Annotated in this window: 17 protein-coding genes and 1 tRNA gene; 17 read left to right on the forward strand and 1 reads right to left on the reverse strand. The window is 72.6% G+C overall.

From position 1 onward, the window contains the following. Positions 1-297: 297 nt before the first annotated feature. Both ITJ68_RS08195 and ITJ68_RS08200 read left to right on the forward strand, forming a co-directional pair. Positions 298-3,429, forward strand: a complete 3,132-nt coding sequence (locus ITJ68_RS08195; protein ID WP_194660730.1) for an Rne/Rng family ribonuclease — start codon at positions 298-300, stop codon at positions 3,427-3,429. 2 nt (positions 3,430-3,431) lie between these two features. Beyond that, entirely contained in the window at positions 3,432-4,229 is a 798-nt protein-coding gene (locus ITJ68_RS08200) for a hypothetical protein (RefSeq protein ID WP_194660731.1), read from the forward strand. 85 nt (positions 4,230-4,314) lie between these two features. Here the strand turns inward: ITJ68_RS08200 and ITJ68_RS08205 are convergent, their stop codons facing one another. Beyond that, positions 4,315-4,587: a DUF4031 domain-containing protein gene (locus ITJ68_RS08205; protein ID WP_194660732.1), complete on the reverse strand. Its 273-nt coding sequence runs from the start codon at positions 4,585-4,587 to the stop codon at positions 4,315-4,317. A gap of 175 nt (positions 4,588-4,762) precedes the next feature. Here ITJ68_RS08205 and rplU point away from each other — a divergent pair, with 175 nt between their 5' ends. The 15 genes from rplU (at position 4,763) to ITJ68_RS08280 (ending at position 20,676) form a co-directional block, all read left to right on the forward strand. Then, the gene (rplU, locus tag ITJ68_RS08210; RefSeq protein WP_071274205.1) at positions 4,763-5,071 is read left to right on the forward strand and encodes a 50S ribosomal protein L21; all 309 of its coding nucleotides are present in this window, start codon (positions 4,763-4,765) and stop codon (positions 5,069-5,071) included. A 14-nt stretch (positions 5,072-5,085) separates the two neighbouring features. Beyond that, positions 5,086-5,346: a 50S ribosomal protein L27 gene (gene rpmA / locus ITJ68_RS08215; RefSeq protein WP_071274202.1), complete on the forward strand. Its 261-nt coding sequence runs from the start codon at positions 5,086-5,088 to the stop codon at positions 5,344-5,346. A 117-nt stretch (positions 5,347-5,463) separates the two neighbouring features. Beyond that, positions 5,464-6,981: a GTPase ObgE gene (obgE, locus tag ITJ68_RS08220; RefSeq protein ID WP_194660733.1), complete on the forward strand. Its 1,518-nt coding sequence runs from the start codon at positions 5,464-5,466 to the stop codon at positions 6,979-6,981. Between the two features lie 7 nt (positions 6,982-6,988). After that, positions 6,989-7,798 carry a glutamate 5-kinase gene (gene proB / locus ITJ68_RS08225; RefSeq protein WP_194660734.1) on the forward strand — a complete coding sequence of 270 codons (810 nt, stop codon included), beginning with the start codon at positions 6,989-6,991 and terminating at the stop codon, positions 7,796-7,798. Between the two features lie 92 nt (positions 7,799-7,890). Then, positions 7,891-9,156 (forward strand): glutamate-5-semialdehyde dehydrogenase, encoded by a 1,266-nt coding sequence (locus ITJ68_RS08230; RefSeq protein ID WP_194660735.1) that lies wholly within the window; start codon positions 7,891-7,893, stop codon positions 9,154-9,156. A gap of 41 nt (positions 9,157-9,197) precedes the next feature. Continuing rightward, positions 9,198-9,398: a hypothetical protein gene (locus tag ITJ68_RS08235; RefSeq protein WP_071274190.1), complete on the forward strand. Its 201-nt coding sequence runs from the start codon at positions 9,198-9,200 to the stop codon at positions 9,396-9,398. Positions 9,399-9,409: 11 nt separating this feature from the next. Continuing rightward, on the forward strand, positions 9,410-10,009 hold the full coding sequence (nadD, locus tag ITJ68_RS08240; protein WP_194660736.1) for a nicotinate-nucleotide adenylyltransferase: 600 nt from the start codon (positions 9,410-9,412) through the stop codon (positions 10,007-10,009). Then, positions 10,006-11,529 (forward strand): hypothetical protein, encoded by a 1,524-nt coding sequence (locus tag ITJ68_RS08245; protein WP_194660737.1) that lies wholly within the window; start codon positions 10,006-10,008, stop codon positions 11,527-11,529. The genes nadD and ITJ68_RS08245 overlap by 4 nt, the downstream gene beginning before the upstream one ends. A 120-nt stretch (positions 11,530-11,649) precedes the next feature. Then, on the forward strand, positions 11,650-12,045 hold the full coding sequence (rsfS, locus tag ITJ68_RS08250) for a ribosome silencing factor (RefSeq protein WP_194660738.1): 396 nt from the start codon (positions 11,650-11,652) through the stop codon (positions 12,043-12,045). Positions 12,046-12,153: 108 nt separating this feature from the next. Then, a tRNA-Ala gene (locus tag ITJ68_RS08255) sits at positions 12,154-12,226 on the forward strand. Between the two features lie 97 nt (positions 12,227-12,323). After that, positions 12,324-13,247, forward strand: a complete 924-nt coding sequence (locus tag ITJ68_RS08260; protein WP_194660739.1) for an aldose 1-epimerase family protein — start codon at positions 12,324-12,326, stop codon at positions 13,245-13,247. Next, positions 13,226-14,722, forward strand: a complete 1,497-nt coding sequence (locus ITJ68_RS08265; protein WP_194660740.1) for an anthranilate synthase component I family protein — start codon at positions 13,226-13,228, stop codon at positions 14,720-14,722. Before ITJ68_RS08260 ends, ITJ68_RS08265 begins: the two co-directional genes overlap by 22 nt. Before the next feature lie 65 nt (positions 14,723-14,787). Then, complete coding sequence (locus ITJ68_RS08270) at positions 14,788-15,627, forward strand: hypothetical protein (RefSeq protein WP_194660741.1); 840 nt, start codon at positions 14,788-14,790, stop codon at positions 15,625-15,627. Next, positions 15,624-17,246 (forward strand): DNA polymerase Y family protein, encoded by a 1,623-nt coding sequence (locus ITJ68_RS08275; protein ID WP_194660742.1) that lies wholly within the window; start codon positions 15,624-15,626, stop codon positions 17,244-17,246. The genes ITJ68_RS08270 and ITJ68_RS08275 overlap by 4 nt, the downstream gene beginning before the upstream one ends. 13 nt (positions 17,247-17,259) lie before the next feature. Continuing rightward, positions 17,260-20,676 carry an error-prone DNA polymerase gene (locus ITJ68_RS08280; protein WP_194660743.1) on the forward strand — a complete coding sequence of 1,139 codons (3,417 nt, stop codon included), beginning with the start codon at positions 17,260-17,262 and terminating at the stop codon, positions 20,674-20,676. Positions 20,677-20,901 lie beyond the last annotated feature (225 nt).

Raw genomic sequence — 20,901 nt, forward strand, 5'->3', positions numbered from 1 at the left:
CTCCGTCGTCGCGTGCGACAATGACAGTCGTCGCACGGCCGATCCGTGTGACGACGAGAGCTTTCCGGGCGACAGCCCGGACGAACAAGGCACGGTGACAGCGTGCCGTGACCGGACGACGCGTCACTTCCGACGCCGGACCGGGTGGGGCCGGGTGCTCCGCTCGGGCGGACACGAGATGTCGACGCCGGACGGTCACTGACCAGCGAGTGCGGGTGGCGTGGCCGCCGCCCGCCACAACCACAGAGTTCCCGCCACCCGACAGGGTCAGCGCGGGGTCGAGGAGTGCACCAGTCCATGGTGGAGCAGAGCGAACACAACGCGAACGACAACAACGACGACGCACCGAAGCGACGGGGCCGCCTGTTCGGCGGACGCCGCGCCCGGTCGGGGCAGCAGACCGCCGGGGGTGTCCCGACGTCCACCGACGCCGTCGAGACCACCGGGTCCCCCGAGCCGAGCGCGCCGGAGCCGACCGCTGCGGAGACGACCGAGCCGGTCGTGACCGACTCCGTCTCGGTGCAGGTCGACGTCCAGACCGGCGCGACCGCGGTCGCCCACGACGTCAGCACCCTCACCGGTGACCTGCCCGTCGTGGACGCCGAGGCGGTCGCCGCCCAGGCGGCCGACGCCGAGGTCGCCGCGGTGGCCGAGGCCGCCGGTGCGGACGACGCGCCCGAGACCGCCGTGGCCGACGCCGCGGCGCTGGCGGACGAGCTGGCGACGCCACCCCAGCAGACCGACCCGACGCAGACCGACACCGCGCAGACCGACACGGCGCAGACCGACACCGCGCAGGTCGCCCCCGTGACGACCACCGACGCTGCGTTGACGGCGTCCACCACGGCCGCCGCCCGCAACGCGCTCCGCTGGTCCGACGAGGACGGCGACACCGATACGGACGACGACACCCCGACGGACTCCCACGCGGACGCTCCGGCGACCGACGAGACCGCCGAGCCCGCGACCGCCGCGGTCGAGGCCCCGAAGGCCACGTCCACCCTCAGCCTGATCTTCCACGCCCCGGTCCTGCCGGAGATCCCCGTCCGTGGCGCCCGGTCCGACCGTGACGACCGCTGGGACGAGGACGACGACCAGGAGTCCGGCAGCCGTCGTCGCACCCGTCGTCGTGGCAGCAGCGCCGACCGCGAGCCCCGCGAGCCGCGCGACCACCAGGAGCCCCGCCGCCGCGAGGTCGAGTACATCACCGAGCCCCAGAAGGTGAAGGGCTCCACCCGTCTCGAGGCCAAGAAGCAGCGTCGTCGCGACGGCCGTGACGCCGGCCGTCGTCGCCAGGTCGTGACCGAGGACGAGTTCCTCGCCCGGCGCGAGAGCGTCGACCGCCAGATGATCGTCCGCTCCAGCGCGGAGAAGATCGAGATCGGCGTGATCGAGGACAACGTCCTCGCCGAGCACTACGTCACCAAGTCGCACAACGTGTCGCTCATCGGCAACGTCTACCTCGGCAAGGTGCAGAACGTCCTCCCCTCGATGGAGGCCGCCTTCGTCGACATCGGGCGCGGCCGCAACGCCGTGCTCTACGCCGGTGAGGTCGACTGGAACTCCGTCGAGACCGGCAACCACGGCCGTCGCATCGAGGCAGCGCTCAAGCCGGGCGACAAGGTCCTCGTGCAGGTCACGAAGGACCCGGTCGGCCACAAGGGCGCCCGCCTGACCAGCCAAGTCTCGCTGCCCGGTCGCTACCTCGTCTACGTGCCGAACGGCTCGATGAACGGCATCTCGCGGAAGCTCCCGGACACCGAGCGCGCCCGCCTGAAGAAGATCCTCAAGGCGGTCCTGCCCGAGCACGCCGGCGTCATCGTCCGCACCGCGGCCGAGGGTGCCACCGAGGAGCAGCTGACGCGCGACGTCCAGCGCCTCACCGCGCAGTGGGAGGCCATCCAGAAGAAGGTCGCGGTCGGCCAGGCGCCGGTCATGCTCCACTCGGAGCCCGACCTGCTCGTGAAGATCGTCCGCGACGTCTTCAACGAGGACTTCACGAAGCTCATCATCGACGGCGACGCGGCCCGCGAGACCATCGAGGAGTACCTCGACGCCGTCGCGCCCGACCTCAAGGACCGCGTCGAGCTGTACGACGGCCCCGACTCGTTCGAGGAGCACCGCCTCAACGAGCAGGTCGAGAAGGCCCTCGACCGCAAGGTCTGGCTGCCCTCGGGTGGTTCGCTCGTCATCGACCGCACCGAGGCCATGACCGTGGTCGACGTCAACACGGGCAAGTTCGTCGGCTCCGGGGGCAACCTCGAGGAGACCGTCACGAAGAACAACCTCGAGGCCGCCGAGGAGATCGTCCGCCAGCTCCGGCTGCGCGACATCGGCGGGATCATCGTCGTCGACTTCATCGACATGGTGCTCGAGTCGAACCGCGACCTCGTGCTGCGTCGTCTCGTCGAGTGCCTCAGCCGCGACCGCACGAAGCACCAGGTGGCCGAGGTCACCTCGCTCGGCCTCGTGCAGATGACCCGCAAGAAGATCGGTGTGGGCCTGCGCGAGTCCCTCGACGAGGTCAACGCGAAGGTCAACGACAACAACGCCGACCCCGGCCCCTCCAAGGGACGTCGCAAGGGTCGTGGCAACGGCTCCGAGGGCACGTCCTCGGCCGGCGGCAACACGCGCGGCAACGGCAACTTCAACGGGCACGGCAACGGGTCCGGGTCCGGGTCGAACGGTCCCGGCGGCGAGCAGAAGCCGTCGCAGGCGCACCAGATCACGGAGGACGTGAAGCACGCGCTCTCCCGGATCGCCGCGTCGACGATCGGTCACGAGGAGCCGGCCGCGTCGCCGACCACGCCCGAGTCGTCGTCGTCTCCGGCCTCGGCACCCGCCGCGCCCGCAGCATCGGCCGCGTCGGCAGCCCCCGCGGCCACCGACGCCCCCGAGGCGTCGACCGAGGGCGGCCCCAAGCGCCGCCGTCGTCGCGGTGGTCGTGCCAGCTCCGAGCAGAGCGCCCCGGCCTCGACCGACGGTGTCCTGACGCTGCCGGCACCCGCCGCTGCCACTGCCGCCCCGGCGATCGCTCCGACCGAGCGCACCGCCGAGACGACCGCGGCCCCGGCCACGCCGGTCGCGTCCGCTCCGGACACGACCGCACCAGCTGCGTCCGCACCGGAGCAGCCGGCCCAGCCGACCACGCCGCCGGCTCGTCGTCGGGCGTCCTCGTCCGCCACGGTCACCCCGGCGGACACGACGGTCGCCATCCTCGACATCCCCGTCGCGGTGACGAAGCGCGAGCCCCGCAAGGCGCCCGACGCGGACTCGCTCCTCGACTCCGTCCTGCAGGCGCTCCCGGAGCCGAAGCAGCCCGGGCAGGGTCGGTCCCGGTCGCGCCGTGTCTCGTCGGGCAGCATCAGCGCCCCGGCGACGACCGACGGTGACGCCTCCGACGACGGCACCGTGATCCTGGGGAGCTGAGCGTGAGCACCCCCGAGCGCCGCCCGCAACCGGACGACCGCGGGTACTACGGCGCCGGGTGGCAGCAGCAGCCGCAGCAGTACCAGCAGCCGCAGCAGCAGCACGGCGGCGGGCCGGCCGGCGGCGGGTACCTCCCGCCCCGGCCGCCCCGGCGTGCGGGGGACCCGACCAGGGCCTTCGCGCCCGGTGCCTCCGGTGCCGCGGTCGCGGGCGCGGCCATCGCGGTCGTCGGGGTGCTCGCGGTCCAGGCGCTGTCCGGTCTGCTCGGGATGATCGGCACGAGCCTGTACCTCGGCCCGTTCAGCTCGTACGGCGGTCACAACGTCGTGCTGAGCTTCGCCACCGCCGTCTTCCTGACGCCGTTCCCGTTCTACGCGGGCGCCTTCCTGGCGCTGGCGTTCCTCACGCCGATCACGCGGCGCAGCCCGCTCCCCGTCGTCCTGCTCCGCGCGGTCCTCGGCGGTGCGGCCGGCACGCTGGCCCTGGCACTCGTCGGGGTCGTCACGGGGGCGTACGGCGCGGTCGACGCGGGCCCCAGGCGCCTGCTGACGGACGTCCTGACGTCGCCGCTGCAGCGCGGTGTGCCGCTGACCGCGATGCTCCTGGCCGCAGCCACGGTGGCGTGGCTCTGGCTCGGCCGTCCCCGAGGCCGTACCGGCCGCCCGACCTCCGGCACGCCCGGCACGGTGCGGCCAGCGGACGCGGTCCCGCCGGCGACCGTGCAGCCACAGCAGCAGCAGCCCACCCAGCAGTGGGCACCCCCGCAGCAGCAGTGGGGACCACCGCCCCCGGGTCGCTGACCCGACCGGCCCTGGTCAGGGCACCCACCGGACAGGAGGCTCGTGGCGACCCCGCCACGGGCCTCCTGTCCGGTCCTGGGGCGGCTCAGAAGCCGCGCTTGTCCCGCTGGGCGACCCGGAGACCGCTCCGGATGAGGCGCAGCACCAGCTCGCGCCCGGTCACCGGGGTCGCGCCGAGGGCGACGAGTTCGTCGTAGCGCGCCTGGGGCACGTCGTAGTGGTCGTGGTCGAACGCCCGGCGTGGCACACCGGCACGTGCTGCGAAGTCGTGGAGCTCCGCGTACGATAGGTCACTGACGAGGTGCGACCACACGGTTTCGTGGGCGGGCCACGTCGGTGGGTCGATCAACACAGTCACGTGTCCATGCTAGGCGCGTGTCGGCGTTTGACCGGACCCATGCCCATCGAGTACGCTCGATCCCTGGTGTCAACGGGCCGTTCTGCCTGTGTCGCCGGCCACCGGTTCCGCCGGTGGTCGCGCAGGAACAGACACCCGAGACTTCCCTCAAGCAGAGTTACGTAAGGATTTCCACGTGGTTTACGCAGTAGTGCGCGCCGGCGGCCGTCAGGAGAAGGTCGAGGTCGGCACGATCCTCACCATCGATCGCAAGAAGGCCGATGACCAGGGCAACATCGAGCTCGCGCCCGTGCTCCTCGTGGACGGTGACACCATCACCTCCGCCGCGACCGACCTGGCGAAGGTGACCGTCACCGCCGAGGTGCTCGAGGACCTCCGCGGCAAGAAGGTCATCATCCAGAAGTTCAAGAACAAGACCGGTTACAAGAAGCGCCAGGGCTTCCGCGCGGACCTCACGCGCGTCAAGGTCACGAAGATCGCGTAAGGCGGGAGCAGACAATGGCACACAAGAAGGGTGCGAGTTCCACTCGCAACGGTCGCGACTCGAACGCACAGCGCCTCGGCGTGAAGCGCTTCGGTGGCGAGGTCGTCAACGCCGGTGAGATCATCGTCCGCCAGCGTGGGACGCACTTCCACCCGGGCGCGAACGTCGGCCGCGGTGGCGACGACACGCTGTTCGCCCTGGCCGCTGGCTCGGTCGAGTTCGGCACCAAGGGTGGCCGCAAGGTCATCAACATCGTCGACGCCGTGAGCGTCTGACGACACAGTTCTCTGGATGAGGGGCGGGCCGCGTGCCTGCCCCTCATTCGTGTTTCGACGGCCCCGGCCGTCACTGGCGGCTCCGGCCGCCTCTGGTCTACGGAGAGTGAACAACCGATGGCGACGTTCGTCGACGACGTGATCCTGCACCTCAGCGCGGGGAACGGCGGCAACGGATGCGTGTCCGTTCGTCGCGAGAAGTTCAAGCCACTGGCTGGTCCCGACGGCGGCAACGGCGGTGACGGCGGCGACATCGTGCTCGTCGCCGATCCGCAGGTCACCACGCTGCTCGGCTACCACCGCTCGCCGCACCGTTCCAGCCGCAACGGCCAGCCGGGCATGGGCGACATGCGCAGCGGGATCAGCGGTGACGAGCTCGAACTCCCCGTGCCCGTCGGCACCGTGGTCTACGACGAGTCCGGCGAGGTGCTCGCGGACATGACCGAACCGGGCATGCGCATCGTCGTCGCCCAGGGCGGTCAGGGCGGTCTCGGCAACGCCGCGCTCGCCACGACGAAGCGCAAGGCCCCCGGGTTCGCGCTCCTCGGCACCGACGGCGAGGCCAGCGACGTGCGCCTCGAGCTCAAGACGATCGCCGACGTCGCCCTGGTCGGGTACCCGAGCGCCGGCAAGTCCTCGCTCATCGCGGCCGTCTCCGCTGCGAAGCCGAAGATCGCGGACTACCCCTTCACCACGCTGACCCCGAACCTCGGCGTCGTCGAGTCCGGCGAGGTCCGCTTCACGGTCGCCGACGTCCCCGGGCTCATCGAGGGTGCGTCCGAGGGCAAGGGCCTCGGCCTCGAGTTCCTCCGCCACGTCGAGCGGTGCGAGGTCCTGCTGCACGTCATCGACTGCGCCACCCTCGACCCCGGCCGCGACCCGATCAGCGACCTCGACGTCCTGCTCGGCGAACTCGAGCGCTACCCGGTGCCCGAGGGCCAGCTGCCGCTGCTCGAGCGCCCGCAGCTCATCGCGCTCAACAAGATCGACGTCCCCGACGCCGCCGAGCTGGCCGCGTTCGTGACCCCCGAGCTCGAGGCCCGCGGCTACCGCGTCTTCCCGATCTCCACCGCGTCGCACCAGGGCCTCCGCGAGCTGAGCTTCGCCCTCGGCGGCATCGTCGAGCAGGCCCGTCTCGCCAAGGCGGCCGAGCCGGTCCCGGAGCGCATCGTCATCCGCCCGAAGGCCGTCGACGCAAAGGGCGGCTTCACCGTCCGTGCCGAGGGCGGCGAGGAGCACCGCTTCTACCGCGTCCGCGGGTCGAAGCCGGAGCGCTGGGTGCAGCAGACCGACTTCACCAACGAGGAGGCGATCGGCTACCTGGCCGACCGGCTCGCCAAGCTCGGTGTCGAGGACGGCCTGTTCAAGGCCGGGGCCGTCGCCGGCTCCACCGTCGTCATCGGTGGCGACGGCGGCATGATCTTCGACTGGGAGCCGACCCTGACGTCGACCGCGGAGCTCATCACGAGCGCCCGTGGCACCGACGCCCGTCTCGACCAGTCCGGTCGGCAGACGAGCAACGAACGTCGACAGAACTACTACGAGCGGATGGACGCCAAGGCCGCCGCGCGTGCCGAGCTCGAGCAGGAGCGCAAGTCCGGCATGTGGGCCGACGACGAGGACGATCAGGACTGACCACCGCATGACCGACACGACCTCCCTCGGCCCCGTCCGCCGGCGCGCTGACCTCCCGCGCGCCCGGCGGATCGTGGTCAAGGTCGGGTCGTCATCGGTCTCGGGCGACGCCGCCGGCCAGATCGGGTCGCTCGTCGACGCCCTCGCCACCGCGTACGGCCACGGGACCGAGGTCGTCCTGGTGTCGTCCGGTGCCATCGCGACGGGCTTCCCGTTCCTCGGGCTCGAGGGCCGACCGGACGACCTCGCCACGCAGCAGGCAGCGGCGGCCACCGGGCAGAACGTCCTGATGTTCCGGTACCAGCAGCAGCTGGACCGGCACGGTGTCGTCGCGGCGCAGATCCTGCTGACCGCCGGGGACCTGCAGAACCCCACGCACCGTGTCAACGCGCAGCGGGCGATCGACCGGCTGCTCGCGCTGCGGGTGCTGCCGATCGTCAACGAGAACGACACCGTCGCCACCCACGAGATCCGCTTCGGCGACAACGACCGGCTCGCGGCGCTCGTGGCGCGGCTGCTCGGTGCCGACGCCCTCGTGCTGCTCTCCGACGTCGAGGCCCTGTACACGAAGCCGCCCGAGCAGCCCGGGGCCGAGCGCATCGACGAGGTGCCGTTCGGGGACGAGCTCGCCGGGGTCACGTTCGGGACCATCGGCGCAGCCGGGGTCGGTACCGGGGGAGCGGGCACGAAGGTCGCGGCGGCACGACTGGCGGCCGAGGCGGGCACCGCTGTGCTCGTGACCGCGACGTCCCTGGTCGACCGGGCCCTGGCGGGGGAGCACGTCGGCACCTGGTTCCACTCGGGGCCGCGGGGCTGACGCTGTCGGTCCGCGGCTGCCGCCGTCACGCGGGTGGTGCCGGTCGCTGACCGCCGCCGTCACGCGGGTGGTGCCGGTCCTACAATCGACCCATGTCGCTGACCGCCCCCGCTCCGACCCTCACCGACAAGCTGGTGGCGGCCCGCGCCGCGGCCGGGACCCTCGCTACGGCCACCACCGCCGTCAAGGACGCCGCGCTCCTGGCCATCGCCCGGGCGGTCCGCACGGCCACCGACGACATCGTGGCGGCGAACCACCTCGACCTCGTCGCGGGTGAGGACGGCGGACTCGCCGGGGGACTCCTCGACCGGCTCCGACTCGACCCGGTCCGGATCGACGCGCTCGCAGCGGCCGTCGAACACGTCGTCGGGCTCACCGACCCCGTCGGCCAGTCCGTCCGGGGATCGGTGCTGGCGAACGGTCTGCAGCTCAGCCAGGTCCGCGTGCCGTTCGGCGTCGTCGGCGCGATCTACGAGGCCCGTCCGAACGTGACCGTCGACATCGCGAGCCTGGCGCTGAAGAGCGGCAACGCCGTCGTCCTGCGCGGGGGATCGGCAGCGGAACGCACGAACGCGGTGCTCGTGGGGGTGCTGCAGGACGCGGTCGAGTCCGTCGGGCTCCCGCGCGCGCTGGTCCAGACGATCGACGAGTTCGGCCGGGCCGGGGCGACCGAGCTGATGCGGGCCAGGGGGCTCGTCGACGTGCTCATCCCGCGGGGCGGCGCCTCGCTCATCCAGACGGTGGTCACCGAGTCGCAGGTCCCCGTGATCGAGACCGGTGCCGGGGTCGTGCACGTCTTCCTCGACGAGTCCGCGCCCCTGGCACGGTCCGTCGACATCGTCCTCAACAGCAAGGTCCAGCGGCCCAGCGTCTGCAACGCGCTCGAGACCCTGCTCGTGCACCAGGGTGCCGCCGAACGGCTCCTGCCGACGCTGGCGGACCGGCTCCGTGCGGCCGGCGTCACCCTCCGCGGTGACGACGCGACCCGGGCGATCGTGCCCGGCGTCCTCCGCGCGACAGACGTCGACTGGGCGACCGAGTCGATGGACCTCGACCTGTCGATCCGGGTGGTGCCGGACGTCGACGCCGCCATGGCGCACATCGCGAAGTGGTCGACGCACCACACCGAGTCGATCGTGACGAACGACGTCGACACCGCCGAGCGCTTCCTGCAGGCCGTCGACTCGGCCGTGGTGATGGTCAACGCGTCGACGCGGTTCACCGACGGCGGCGAGTTCGGGTTCGGCGCCGAGGTCGGCATCTCGACGCAGAAGCTGCACGCGCGGGGGCCGATGGGGCTGCCGGAACTCACCAGCACGAAGTGGGTCGTGCGCGGACAGGGTCAGATCCGCGGCTAGACTGGCCCACAGTCTTCCTCGACCGATCGGAGCACCGCACCATGACCCTCCTCGCTGAAGCCGCCGAGAACGCCTCGTCGGTCCCCGCGTTCATCTTCCCGGTCGTGGCTGCTGCGTTCTTCGCCTTCCTCGGTTTCGTCACGTGGTCCTTCCGCGACATCGCGTACCGCCACTCGAACAAGTTCGAGGCCACCCGCACCCACGAGACCGGTGTGGACGAGTACGGCCACACCAAGATCTGACGCGCCGCTCCATGCTCGAGAGCTCGGGGCGGCCCCGCATCGGTGTGATGGGCGGCACGTTCGACCCCATCCACCACGGCCACCTCGTCGCGGCGTCCGAAGTCGCCAGGTCGTTCGACCTCGACGAAGTCGTCTTCGTCCCCACCGGACAGCCCTACATGAAGTCCCGGGTCACCGATGCGGAGCACCGCTACCTGATGACGGTCATCGCGACCGCGTCGAACCCGATGTTCACCGTCAGCCGCGTGGACATCGACCGTCCCGGCCCGACCTACACGGTCGACACCCTCCAGGACCTGCACGAACAACGCCCTGACGCGCAGCTCGTCTTCATCTCGGGCGCAGACGCCGTCCAGCAGATCGTCGACTGGAAAGACCACGATGGTCTTTGGGACCTGGCACACTTCGTCGCCGTCACCCGTCCCGGCCACAACCTGAGCATCACCGGGCTCCCCGAGCGTGACGTCAGTCTGCTCGAAGTCCCGGCGCTGGCGATATCCTCGACCGACTGTCGTGACCGGGTCCGACAGGGCAACCCTGTCTGGTACCTGGTTCCCGACGGTGTCGTCCAGTACATCACCAAGCACCACCTGTATCGGAGCGTTGCATGAGTCCGTCCGACGCGCAGCCGCCCCTGTCGCGGCGCCAGGCGCGCGAGCGAGAGCGCGCAGCCTCGGCCGGGGGCCAGCCCGTGACCCCGCCGCCGACCGTGGCCGCCCCCCAGCCCACCTCCGTCGACGGCGCACGCCGTCGGCCGGGTTCCCATGTCGCACCGGCGGCGCCCGGTCCCGCGCAGTCCGCCGGACCGGTCGTGCCGTCAGCGCCGACCTCGTCCGCCGGCGTGCCGGACCAGCCGCCAGCCTCCGCGACGGAGATCGTGCCGGGGTCGGGCGGTCTCACCCGCCGCCAGATCCGCCAGATGCGCGCTGCCGAGGGGCAGGCCACCGGCCCGGTCCCGCTGCGCAACCCGGCACCCCAGTCGTCCGACCGCACCGTGCAGGACGTGCTCGGCACGGTCGCCGAGCTGCAGGGCGACCAGGGCGGCACCACACCGCCGACCGCTCCTGCCGGGTTCGCCGGTGCGACCGCTCCCGCGTCCCCGACGCACGAGGACGATGTCGCCGCCCCGTCGACGCCCGCTCCGGCCCCGGCATCGCTCCCGGACCCCGCGGCCGAACCGTCGGACTGGCAGGAACCCTCCACCGAGACCACGCACCTCGAGGCAGCTGCGGTCGAGCAGGCCACCGCGGCCGACGGGTCGCCGGATGCGCTCGAACCCCTCGAGGAAGCCGCCGCACACGCCGAGGAACCCCGACGCCACCGGTCGACCTGGGCGCCCCAGGCCGGCGACGCCCCGTCGGACGATGCCCCGTCCTTCGACGACCAGCGCGACGCGAGCACCGACCACGGCTCCGACACCGACGGTCCAGTCGAGTTGCCGGCCGGCCTCATGACGGACACCTCGGCAGCGCCGGAGCCCGCCGCGGCGACGCCCGGGGTGTTCCCGCTGTCCCTCGACGAGGACGACACCAACGAGGTACCGGTCCAGCACGACGAGCGTCCCGCCTCGGCTGACGCGTCGGCGCAGCAGTCGGCTCCCGGGGTGGCCTTCATCCGCCCGCCCGAGCCGAAGCCGATGACGACCACGTTAGCCACGCCCGTCGGACACTGGTCCACGCAGGCGCACGACTCGAACGACACCGAGGTCCACGACGAGGCGACCGGCATCCGTCGGGTCGCCGAGACGGGCTCGAACGCGATCATCCTGCCGAACTCGGCGCTGGCGGACCCCACGGGTGCGCTGAACGCGACGGGCGAGGTCATCCTGACCGGCTCGATCGACCTGCCGGCGTCCCTGTCCTCGACCGGGTCGCACCGGCCGATCGACGGCGCCGAGGTGGACCGACTGCTCGAGCAGCACGACGAGCAGCCCGAGACGGACGCCAGCCCCGTGCGGGCGAGCCGTGCGGTGTCGAGCCACACGTCGACGCGGCAGGTGGTCCTCGCGGCCGCCAAGCCGAAGGAGTCGCGGGTGCCGATGATCCTCGGCTTCACCGTCGGCGGCGTGTGTGTCGCTGCCGCCACCGTCATCGTCGTGGCGCTGGTCTCGACCAACTTCTTCGGGTCCTGACGTCCGCGTCCTCCCACTCGTGTCGACCCCCGCGGTCGACCACCCCGCGCCGCCGTCGGTGGCGTGGCTTATGATCGTGTCCCGTCCGGTGTCCTGCCGGATGACAACCGGAAGGACTCCGTGACCGCTTCCACCCGTGCTCTGGAACTCGTGCAGGTCGCCGCCGGCGCCGCCGACGCCAAGCAGGCCGAGGACCTCGTGGCCCTCGACGTGACCGGCCCGCTGCAGCTGACCGACGTGTTCCTCCTCGCCACCGGGCGCAACGAGCGCAACGTGATGGCCATCGCCGACGAGGTCGAGGACCGCATGCTGCAGGCCGGCGCCAAGACGCTCCGCCGCGAAGGCCGGAGCGAGGGCCGCTGGGTCCTCATCGACTTCGGCGACATCGTCGTGCACGTCTTCCACGAGGAAGACCGCCAGTACTACTCGCTCGAGCGCCTCTGGTCGGACTGCCCGACCATCCCGCTCGACGTCGTCACCGCGACCACCCCGGCGGAGACCCCGGCCGACGCCTGACGCCGACGCGCCCGGGGTGCCATCGCGATTTCGCTCCCCGGGTCGGCCATGGTGTACGCTTCACTGGTGCCTCGGGGGAACCCGGGGAACGCAGCAACACCGGATCATGGGTCTGTGGCGCAGCTGGTAGCGCACCTGCATGGCATGCAGGGGGTCAGGGGTTCGAGTCCCCTCAGATCCACCCACGAAGCCCCGCTCTCCTCACGGAGGGCGGGGCTTCACTCGTTCCGGGCCGACGTCCCCACTGGCGGATGCCGCCCGTTCGCTACGCTGAGCGCATGAGCAACGACGCCCCCCTCTCCGGCACGCAGCTGTCCATCGCCGCCGCCGGGTACACCGCCGAGATCGCCACCGTGGGAGCCACGCTCCGCGCACTCCGGCAGGGGGACCGCGACCTCGTCGTCCCGTTCGAGGCAGACCAGGTCCGCCCGGTGTTCCGCGGTGCCGTCCTCGCTCCGTGGCCGAACCGCGTGGTCGACGGGCGCTACACCTTCGACGGGCAGGACCACGAGCTCGCCCTCTCCGAACCGAAGCGCTCGCACGCCCTGCACGGTCTGGTCGCATGGGTGGACTTCGCGGTCGGAGAGCACGAAGCGGACCGGGTCACCCTGACGACCACCGTCCCCGCGCAGGAGGGCTACCCCTTCCGCGTCGTCGTGCACGTGGAGTACCGCCTCGACGCCGAGGGCCTCCACACGACGGTGACCGGCACGAACACCGGCGACCGCCCGACTCCGTGGGGGACGGGCCCGCACCCGTACCTCTCCGCGGGCGCCGGGAGCGTCGACGACTGGACGCTGACCCTGCCCGCCGCCGAGGTGCTCGAGGTCACCGAGGACCGGCTGGTGCCGACGGAGCTCGTCCCCGTGCACGACGAGTTCGACCTCCGCACGGCGACGCTCATCGGGCCGCGGTTCATCGACCACGCCTTCACCGGCTTCGACCGCGACGCCGACGGCACCGCCGCGATCACCGTCACCGCCGCCGACGGGCACGGCGTCCGCGTGGCCTTCGGCCCGGAGTGCGGGTGGGCCCAGGTGCACACCGCCGACCACGTCGTGCCGGAGTACCACCGCTCGGGCCTCGCGGTCGAGCCGATGACCTGCGCGCCCGACGCGTTCAACGCGGGCGAGGACCGTGGCCTGGTCGTGCTCGCCCCCGGCGCCGCACACGCGGCCGCATGGACGATCGCGGCCGTCTGAGGATCGAGTCCCGTCAGGTCGACGGGGTCGACCTGACGTCCCTCGTCCGATCGGAGGAGGGCGACCTCGTCTGGTTCGACTCCGCCCTGCCCGACGGTGCGCCCGAATCGGCAGCCGGCAGGGCACGGTGGTCCGTCGTCGCCCCGTGCGACGGCCCCTTTGCCGTCCGGTTCCGCCACCAGGCCCGGTCTGCCGTCATCGACGTCTCGGCACCGGCACGATCGTGGTTCGGCATCGACCGATCGGAGGACCGTCCCGCGTTCGCCGTCCTCGACGACCTGCTCGCCGCCACCCCGCACCTCGACGAACCCCTCGCCGGTCTCGGGTTCGCGCTCGGGTGGGTCGGTTTCCTCGGCTACGAGCTCGGCCGCGAGTCCGGCGGCCCCGACCGGACCGCCGACGGCCACGCGGACGCCGACCTGCGGTTCGTCGACCGTGCCGTCGTCGTCCGGAACGACGGTGCGGCGTGGGCACTCGCCCTGGTGAGCGACGCCGAACCGGCAGCCAGCGCCGCCAACCGGGCATGGCTCGACACGGTGGCCGCCCCGGCACCGGTGGCCGACGTCGCGGACTTTCCCCTGAGCATCCCGGGCGGGTCGGCGGCGACCGGACGCGTGTCGCGCGCCGCGTACGAGACCGCGGTCGACGCGTGCCGCGCCGAGATCCGCGAGGGGAACGCGTTCCAGGTCTGTCTCACCACCGCCTTCGCCCTGCCCACCGACGGGCAGGAGGCTCGGGTCGGTTCCGCCACGGACCCGCAGCTCGACGAGTACCTGCGGATGCGCGCGGCCGACCCGGTGCCGTTCGGGGCGTACCTGCGGCTCGGACCGCTGCGGGTGGCGAGCCGGTCGCCGGAGCGGTTCCTGCGGATCGACGCGGACGGCGGGGTGCTCGCCGAGCCGATCAAGGGGACGCGGCGACGGCTCGAGGACCCCGAGGCGGACGCGGCTGTCCGTGACGAACTGGCGGCGAGCGTCAAGGACCGCGCGGAGAACGTGATGATCGTCGACCTGTTGCGGAACGACCTGCTGCGGACGGCGACGCCCGGGTCGGTGCACGTCGATCGGTTGTGCGACGTCGAGACGTACGCGAGCGTGCACCAGATGGTGTCGACGATCGGTGCCGTGGTGCCGGAGGGGACCTCGCGGGCGGCGGTGGTGCGGGCGGCGTTCCCGCCCGGGTCCATGACCGGTGCGCCCAAGATCAGTGCGATGGCCATCTCCGACCGGTTGGAGGATGTGCCACGCGGGGTTTACTCGGGCGCGATCGGGTACTTCTCGGCGAGCGGTGCAGCGGATCTGTCGGTGGCCATCCGGACACTGGTGACGGTGGTCCGTGCGGACGGCGTGCGGTCACGGACGCTCGGAGCCGGTGGCGCGGTGACCTGGTCCTCGGTCGCGCAGGACGAGGCAGACGAGGTCGAGACGAAGACCCGCTCGGTCCTGGGGAGCGTGGGGGCGTCGGCGTCCTGGTGAACTGATCGAACGGGTGTTCGACCCGGTGTCCACGAATGTCGGACGCGATTGACATCATCGAACACATGTTCGAATATGAGGGCATGCAGACGGCGACGGCACTCCGTTCGCCCGGGGACCGCGCTGAGCGCCCCGGGCGTCGTGACGCTGCCGTCAGCGGTGCCGGCGGTGCCGCCGACCACCTCCGGGACGCCCGCGCGGCGCTCGACCGGATCACGTCGCTGCGGTCGCGGGTCAACGACATGGAGTCCACCCGCGTCGACACGGCGGGGCTCCCCACGGCGGCGGCGTTGGAGCCCCTGCTGCCCGGGGGAGCCATCCGGGTCGGCGGCACCTACGCGGTGCCCGAGTCCGTGCTGCTCGCGATGACCATGCTGCAGGCGGCCTCCGCCGCGGGGGCGTGGTGCGCGGTCGTCGGGGTGCCGTCCTTCGGGATCGAAGCCGCGGCGGCGGCCGGGATCGACCTGGAACGCCTCGTGCTCGTGCCCGACCCGGGCGACCAGTGGCTCGCCGTGACCGCGGCGATGGCCGACGTCGCGCAGATCGTCCTGACCCGTCCGCTCGGTCGGGTCGTGCCCGGTGACGTGGCGCGGCTGTCCGCCCGGCTGCGACAGCGCGGGGGTGCGCTCGTCGCCCTCGGGTCGTGGCCAGGCGCCGACGTCACGCTGCGGGTCACGTCGTCCACGTGGTCGGGGATCGGACAGGGGCACGGCCACCTGACGGAGCGTCGGGCCACGGTGACGGCGACCGGGCGTGCCGGTGCGGTGCGGCCGCTCAGTGCCGAACTGCTGCTGCCGGCGGCCGACGGCGTGGTCAGGACCGCGACGCCGATGCCGGTGGCGCTGCCCGGGGGCGGCGAGCACGGTGTGCGCGGCGACCTGCGGCCGGTGGCGGTGGCGTCGTGATCGGGCAGCAGCGCGTCCGTGTCGACGCGATCGTCCGTGGCGGCGGGGCCCTGCCCGAGCCCCCACCCACCAGGACCATCGTGCTCTGGTGCCCGGACTGGCCCGTCATCGCCGCTGCCCGGGCAGCCGGAGCGCCGCCGGAGCAGCCCTTCGCGGTGGTGTCGAAGGGCCTGGTGTACGCGAGTTCGGCGTCCGCGCGGCAGCACGGGGTCGTCCGGGGGCTCCGACTGCGGGAAGCCCAGGCACGCTGCACGGACCTCGTCGTGCAGTCCTACGACGACGCCCTCGACCACCGTGCGTTCGAGCCGGTCATCCGGGCCGTGGAGGCAGCGGTGCCCGGGGTCGAGGTCCTGCGCCCCGGCACGCTCGCGCTGCGGTCCCGTGGTCCGGCGCGCTACTACGGCGGTGAACGCGCCGCGGCGGCCACGCTCGCCGGGATCGCCGCCGACCACGGTGCGCCCGGGGTCCGTGCCGGCGTCGCGGACACCCCGTTCGCGGCGGAGCAGGCTGCCAGGGCCCGTCCGGTCCGGCCGGGGGAACGGGTGCGCATCGTGCCGGTCGACGGCTCGTCCGACTTCCTGGCGCCGCTGCCGCTCGGGGTGCTGGGCGACGCCGACCTGGCGTCGGTGCTCGACCGCCTCGGGATCACCACGCTCGGGGCGTTCGCCGCACTGCGTGACGAACAGGTGCGCGACCGGTTCGGGCTCGCCGGGGCGTTCCTGCACCGGCTGGCGGGCGGTCGCGACCCGCGCGAGATCTCCGCGCGCGAGATCCCGCCGGAGCTCCGCACCGAGGCCTCCTTCGAACCGGCACTCGACCGCGCCGACCAGATCGCGTTCGCGTTCCGCCGGTCGGCCGACGACTTCGCCGCCCGGCTGCGCGCCGCTGGGCTCGTCGCGACGACCATCCGCGTGGGGATCCTCGACGAGCGGGACATCCTGCTCGAGCGCACGTGGACCCATCCCCGGTGGTTCGACGCCGCCGACGTGGTCGACCGGGTGCGCTGGCAGCTCGCCGGCGGAGTCGACCCCACCGGGCTCGAAGCGCCGGTCACGTCGGTGGTCCTCGAACCGGTCGCCGTCGACGACATGGCGAACCACGAGCGCGGGCTGTGGGGGTCGGGGCCGGACGAGCGGGTCCACCACGGGCTCGCCCGTGTGCAGGGCATGGTCGGACACGACGGCGTGGTGACCCCGCGCATCGGCGGTGGGCGCACCCTGTCCGAGCGGATGGTGCTCGTGCCGTGGGGTGACGCGCCACCCGCCGACCTCGGCGCCGTGCGGGACCGTCCCTGGCCCGGCAAGCTCCCGGGCCCGCCACCGGCCACGGTCCTCGAGCGTCCCCGACCCGTGGACGTCGTCACGGTCGACGGCGGCAGCGTGGACGTCGACGACCGCGGTGTGCTCTCGGGGACGCCCGGCCGGTTCCGGGCCGAGGGCGACCGCGGCGGGGGCTTCGGCGCGGTGACCGCGTGGGCCGGTCCCTGGCCGCTCGTCGTGCGCTGGTGGGACGCCGGCGGTCGGCGCCTGCACCGGCTGCAGCTCGTCGACGCCGAGGGGCGGGCCTGGTACCTGGTCCTCGCGGACCACCGCTGGTGGGCAGAGGCGGTCGCCACGTGAACAGGAGCAGCTGATGGGGTACAACAACCCACCGATCCCGTGGTCCCAGTTCGAGCGGGCGCTGTCGGACAAGCGCAGCCCGGGGACGGCGCACGAAGGTGACGGCGGGGACAGCCCGGCGTGGTCGCGCAAGCGTGCGCCGTACGAACCGTCCGAGGTCGCCCGGGGCGGCGACGCACCCACCGTGCCGTACGCGGAACTGCACGCGCACTCCACGTTCAGCTTCCTCGACGGCGCCAGCCAGCCCGAGCACCTGTTCGAGGAAGCCGCCCGGCTGCGCCTGCACGCCCTCGCACTCACCGACCACGACGGTTTCTACGGCGCTGCCCGGATGGCGGAGGTCGCCGAGGCGTACCCGACCGTCGGCACCGTGTACGGCACCGAGCTCTCCCTCGGCCTGACCGAACCGCAGAACGGGGTCCCCGACCCCGAGGGCTCCCACCTGCTGCTGCTGGCCGACGGACAGGACGGCTACCACCGGTTGGCCGGCGCCGTCACGAGCGCCCACCTGCGTGCCGGGTCCGAGAAGGGCCGCCCGCAGTACGACCTCGACGACCTCGCCCAGCGGTCCGGCGGCCACTGGCGGGTGCTGACGGGTTGCCGGAAGGGTGCCGTGCGACAGGCACTCGAACACGGCGGCGAGTCCGCGGCTGACACCGCCCTGCGCGCGCTGCTGGACCGCTTCGGGACCGGCAACGTGGTCGTCGAGCTCCTCGACCACGGCGACCCGCTCGACAGCGCCAGGAACGACGCCCTCGCCGCGTTGGCGACCGCGCACGCGCTGCCCGTCGTCGCGACCGGCAACGTGCACTACGCCACACCCGACCGCTTCCCCGTGGCGACGGCACTCGCCGCGGTGCGGGCACGGCGCAGTCTCGACGAGATCGACGGCTGGCTGCCGGCCGCCGACACCGCCCACCTACGGTCCGGAGCCGAGATGGCCCGTCGGTTCGCGCGGTACCCGGGCGCGATCGAGCACAGCGTGACGCTCGCCGACGAACTCGGCTTCCGCCTGAAGACCGTGCAGCCCGGGCTGCCCGACATCGACGTCCCCGACGGCCACACCGCGATGTCGTGGCTGCGGGAGCTCACGTGGGACGGCGCCCGTCGCCGGTACCCGGGCAGCGCGGACGGCGTCGACCCGCACAAGCGGGAGCGCATCGAACGCGAGCTCGCGGTGATCGAGGACAAGAAGTTCCCCGGGTACTTCCTCATCGTCCGTGACATGGTCCAGTACGCCAGGGGGCGGGGGATCCTCTGCCAGGGACGCGGCTCCGCGGCGAACTCGGCGGTCTGCTACCTGCTGGAGATCACCGCGGTGGACTCGATCCGCTACGGCCTGCCGTTCGAGCGGTTCCTGTCGGCGATGCGCGACGAGGAGCCCGACATCGACGTCGACTTCGACTCCGACCGCCGGGAAGAAGTGATCCAGTACGTCTACGACAAGTACGGCCGGTACAACGCCGCGCAGGTCGCGAACGTCATCACCTACCGGCCGAAGGGCGCCGTGCGGGACATGGCCAAGGCGCTCGGCCACAGCCCCGGGCAGCAGGACGCCTGGTCCAAGCAGGTCGAACGCTGGGGGTCCGTCACCGAGAGCCAGGACCACGACATCCCGGCCGAGGTCGTCGGGCTGGCCAGCGACGTCCTCGGGTTCCCCCGACACCTCGGCATCCACTCCGGCGGCATGGTGCTCACCGACCGGCCGGTGGGGGAGGTCGTGCCGATCGAGCACGCCCGCATGGACGGCCGCACCGTGCTGCAGTGGGACAAGGACGACTGCGCGTACATGGGGCTGGTGAAGTTCGACATGCTCGGGCTCGGCATGCTCGCGGCGCTGCAGTACTCGTTCGACCTGGCGGCGGAGCACTGCGGGGAGCGCTGGGAGATGCACTCCATCCCGAAGGAGGAGCAGGGCGTCTACGACCAGCTGTGCCGGGCGGACACGATCGGGGTGTTCCAGGTCGAGTCCCGCGCGCAGATGGGCACGCTGCCTCGACTGCTCCCACGCCGGTTCTACGACCTGGTGATCGAGGTCGCGCTGGTGCGTCCCGGGCCGATCCAGGGCGGCGCGGTGCACCCGTACATCCGGCGCCGCACGGGCGAGGAACCCATCACCTACATGCACCCGTCGCTCGAGCCCGTGCTCGAACGCACCCTCGGTGTGCCGCTGTTCCAGGAGCAGCTGATGCAGATGGCGATCGCCGTCGGCAACTGCTCGGGTGACGACGCCGACCTGCTGCGGCGTGCCATGGGGTCCAAGCGCGGACACGAGAAGATCGACCGGCTGCGGGACAAGCTCTACGCGGGCATGGCGGACAACGGCATCCACGGCGCGGACGCGGACACCATCTACGCCAAGATCCAGGCGTTCGCGAACTTCGGCTTCGCGGAGAGCCACTCGATCAGCTTCGCGCTCATCGTCTACGCCAGCGCCTGGATGCGGCTGCACTACCCGGGCGCCTTCCTCGCGGCGCTGCTCCGGGCCCAGCCGATGGGGTTCTACTCACCGCAGACCCTGGTGGCCGACGCACGCCGACACGGTGTCGAGGTGCTGCGTCCGGACATCCTGCGCTCGGCGGTCGACGCCACCCTGGAGCCCCTCGACGGACACACCGCCGGTCCGCACGGTGACGACGCCTGTCTGGCCGGCGAGCAGCCACCCGTGCTGCCGTTCGACAAGGCACGGCCCGACGACACCGCACAGCACCGGCGGGACGGTGCCTCCGCGGTCCGGCTCGGGCTGGCCGAGGTGGCCTCGCTCGGGCGGAAGAGCGCCGAGCGGATCGTCGCCGAGCGGGACGCCAACGGGCCGTTCACGGACATGTCCGACCTCGCCCGTCGGGTCGGACTGACGACGCCGCAGCTCGAGGCCCTGGCCGCCGCCGATGCGTTCGCGCCGTTCGGGGTCGACCGCCGTGGCGGCATGTGGTCAGCTGCCCAGGCCGCTGCCGAGCGTCCCGACCAGCTGCCCGACACGCAGGTCGTCGTGCAGCCGCCGCTGTTCGGACAGATGACGAGCGGGGACGTCCTCATCGCGGACATGTGGTCGACGGGCATGACGACGGACGACCACCCCGTCGGGCACCTCCGCGACCGGCTGCGGGCCAAGCGGGTGCTCAGCGTCGGGGACCTCGCCACGGCCGAGAACGGGCGGCGTATCGAGGTCGGCGGCATCGTGACGCACCGGCAGCGTCCGGCGACGGCGTCGGGGATCACCTTCCTGAACGTCGAGGACGAGACCGGCCTGGTCAACGTCATCTGCAGCGTCGGGGTGTGGGGGCGGTACCGGCGAGTTGCCCGGGAGTCGCCGGCGGTCGTCGTGCGCGGGATCCTCGAGCGCTCGCAGGACGGCGTCGTGAACGTCGTGGCCGACCGCATCGAGCGCCTCCCGCTGGCGGTCAGGACGAGGTCCCGCGACTTCCAGTGAGGCGGGTGCCTCGCCGCGGTGCCGCGTGGAGCGCTGCCGCGCGGGGCGCGACGCGGGGAGCGGCGTCGTGCGGAGCGGCGCACTCGCGTACACGGGCCCATCCGCCCATCTGCGCGACGCGACGCCGCACCCGCCGCGCCGGCAGACGTCGGCACGTGTGCCTGCCGGCCGCGCCGAGGGACGTCGGCACAAGCCGGGCGGGAGGCTCCGCGCGGGCTGGCACCG

This window comes from Curtobacterium sp. VKM Ac-1395, assembly GCF_015350975.1.
In the GTDB taxonomy this organism is placed as follows: Bacteria; Actinomycetota; Actinomycetes; order Actinomycetales; family Microbacteriaceae; genus Curtobacterium.

Excerpts from the sequence above, each read along its gene's own strand:
- ITJ68_RS08195 (WP_194660730.1), top strand. The coding sequence starts at position 298 with ATGGTGGAGCAGAGCGAACACAACGCGAACGACAACAACGACGACGCA.
- rpmA (WP_071274202.1), top strand. The coding sequence starts at position 5,086 with ATGGCACACAAGAAGGGTGCGAGTTCCACTCGCAACGGTCGCGACTCG.
- obgE (WP_194660733.1), top strand. The coding sequence starts at position 5,464 with ATGGCGACGTTCGTCGACGACGTGATCCTGCACCTCAGCGCGGGGAAC.
- proB (WP_194660734.1), top strand. The coding sequence starts at position 6,989 with ATGACCGACACGACCTCCCTCGGCCCCGTCCGCCGGCGCGCTGACCTC.
- ITJ68_RS08230 (WP_194660735.1), top strand. The coding sequence starts at position 7,891 with ATGTCGCTGACCGCCCCCGCTCCGACCCTCACCGACAAGCTGGTGGCG.
- ITJ68_RS08235 (WP_071274190.1), top strand. The coding sequence starts at position 9,198 with ATGACCCTCCTCGCTGAAGCCGCCGAGAACGCCTCGTCGGTCCCCGCG.
- nadD (WP_194660736.1), top strand. The coding sequence starts at position 9,410 with ATGCTCGAGAGCTCGGGGCGGCCCCGCATCGGTGTGATGGGCGGCACG.
- ITJ68_RS08245 (WP_194660737.1), top strand. The coding sequence starts at position 10,006 with ATGAGTCCGTCCGACGCGCAGCCGCCCCTGTCGCGGCGCCAGGCGCGC.
- ITJ68_RS08260 (WP_194660739.1), top strand. The coding sequence starts at position 12,324 with ATGAGCAACGACGCCCCCCTCTCCGGCACGCAGCTGTCCATCGCCGCC.
- ITJ68_RS08265 (WP_194660740.1), top strand. The coding sequence starts at position 13,226 with ATGGACGATCGCGGCCGTCTGAGGATCGAGTCCCGTCAGGTCGACGGG.
- ITJ68_RS08270 (WP_194660741.1), top strand. The coding sequence starts at position 14,788 with ATGTTCGAATATGAGGGCATGCAGACGGCGACGGCACTCCGTTCGCCC.
- ITJ68_RS08280 (WP_194660743.1), top strand. The coding sequence starts at position 17,260 with ATGGGGTACAACAACCCACCGATCCCGTGGTCCCAGTTCGAGCGGGCG.